The following is a 1091-nucleotide window of genomic DNA, read 5'->3' on the forward strand; positions in this document are numbered from 1 at the left end:
GCCCCTTTCTCCAATATAAACAGCTTCGTATTTATTATTATCAGAATCAAACCACATGGTAAGATGGTATTCTCCTGAATGTTTATAAGAAGGATACCAATCTGTATCAATCAACTTTTCTTCTTCTATAATTAGTTCTGCTTGTTCTCTTGTCATTTTTTATCCTTTATTTAATCCATAAAATCTATATTAAAATATTTACAAGTTAAAGTAATATATTCTAAATCATTATCAAAATATATGCTTATCAACATCTCTTCTTCTTTTTCAATATAGCCTGTTATATCATCCCAATTATTTCTTATCAAATCGATAAAATTAGCTTCTAATTGATTAAAATTTTTACAATATGATTTTGAGTGTAGTAACTTATAATCATAAAAAACAATTTGCAAATCTTGTATATCTTTTTTCTCTGATTTAAAAAATATTTCTAAAGTTTTTTCATTTGTTATGATAGAATAAACAAAAAAGTCATTTTTCAAATCTATTTTTACATCTTTAAGATAAAATTCTCTTTTAAATAAACTTCCATGCTTTAAATTCTCAAATTTCATTATTTTGCCTTTTTAAATAATTTTCTACAATATCTAAATCTTTATGAGATATTGGCTCTACTAAACCCTGTGACATTCTATACTTTGTTGGATCTTGAGGATTTATATGTTTAGTATATTCTATTTTATGAGGCGTATCAATTATTTTCTTTGATGTCTTCTCATAATGTGGTTTACCATCTAAATCATATCTGGTGAGTTTATCTTTTGTCTTTATAGAAACACTATTATATCCTCCATTTAAAGTATTTTTTATTTCCATGGCTCTTTGTTTAATGTTTAAAATAATCTCCCCATTTTCACCAATATAATCAGGACTTCTAGGTTTTGGAGTATCTTTAGGCCATATTCCATTATGTTTATAAAGATGAACTTCTTTATCACTTACCTTACCTTTTTTATTTTCATTTTCCAAATATAAAAGCATTTTTGCTTTCTCTTTGCTTTTTTGTGCCGCTCCTAATTTATCTCCTATCCCTTGCCATCTTATCCTATCATACTTAATCTTAGCAAGAGGACTAGCTTGTATTTTAG

Annotated in this window: 2 protein-coding genes; both read right to left on the bottom strand. The window is 25.9% G+C overall.

What is annotated here, in order from left to right:
* Positions 1 to 170 precede the first annotated feature (170 nt).
* The gene (locus AJ884_RS03710) at positions 171 to 557 is read right to left on the bottom strand and encodes a hypothetical protein (protein WP_002871073.1); all 387 of its coding nucleotides are present in this window, start codon (positions 555 to 557) and stop codon (positions 171 to 173) included.
* On the bottom strand, positions 547 to 1091 hold a 545-nt coding region (locus AJ884_RS09905; protein WP_186820843.1), incomplete at its 5' end, for a hypothetical protein. The genes AJ884_RS03710 and AJ884_RS09905, both read right to left, overlap by 11 nt.

The sequence above is a fragment of the Campylobacter sp. BCW_6463 genome (assembly GCF_001762785.1).
Classification (GTDB): domain Bacteria; phylum Campylobacterota; class Campylobacteria; order Campylobacterales; family Campylobacteraceae; genus Campylobacter_D; species Campylobacter_D jejuni.

What these genes read in the sequence shown, in the direction of transcription:
- AJ884_RS03710 (WP_002871073.1), bottom strand. Translation starts at nt 557, where the DNA reads ATGAAATTTGAGAATTTAAAGCATGGAAGTTTATTTAAAAGAGAATTT.